Annotated in this window: 1 protein-coding gene; it reads right to left on the reverse strand. The window is 46.9% G+C overall.

What is annotated here, in order from left to right; genetic code table 11:
• On the reverse strand, window positions 1-512 hold a 512-nt coding region (locus D8863_RS10995; protein WP_260469812.1), incomplete at both ends, for a helicase-related protein.

A 512-nucleotide genomic window follows, 5' to 3' on the forward strand; every position in this document is an offset into this window, starting at 1 on the left:
GCCTTGGTCACGGCAGCCTTGGTTACGGCAATCAGGTCACGGATTTCCTTTTTGATGGTTTGTGGTACGATACCATGCTCTTCATTATAAGCCATCTGGATTTTCCGACGACGAGCCGTTTCATCTATAGCACGTTGCATAGACTGAGTCATCGTGTCTGCATACATGATGACATGGCCTTCGCTATTACGGGCAGCACGTCCAATGGTCTGAATCAATCCACGTTCGTTACGAAGGAAACCTTCCTTGTCAGCATCGAGAATGGCTACCAAGCTTACCTCAGGAACGTCAATCCCTTCACGGAGCAGGTTGATTCCGACCAAGACATCAAAGACACCCAAGCGCAAGTCACGGATAATCTCCGTTCGTTCCAAGGTCTTGATCTTGACCTTGATGCCCATTTCTTTGATGCCCATTTCTTTGAAGTAGTCGGTTAAGTCTTCAGCCATTTTCTTAGTCAAAGTGGTGATAAAGGTCCGTTCATTCTTTTCAACACGGGCATTGATTTCACC

This window comes from Streptococcus oralis (assembly GCF_003943825.1).
In the GTDB taxonomy this organism is placed as follows: Bacteria; Bacillota; Bacilli; order Lactobacillales; family Streptococcaceae; genus Streptococcus; species Streptococcus oralis_CD.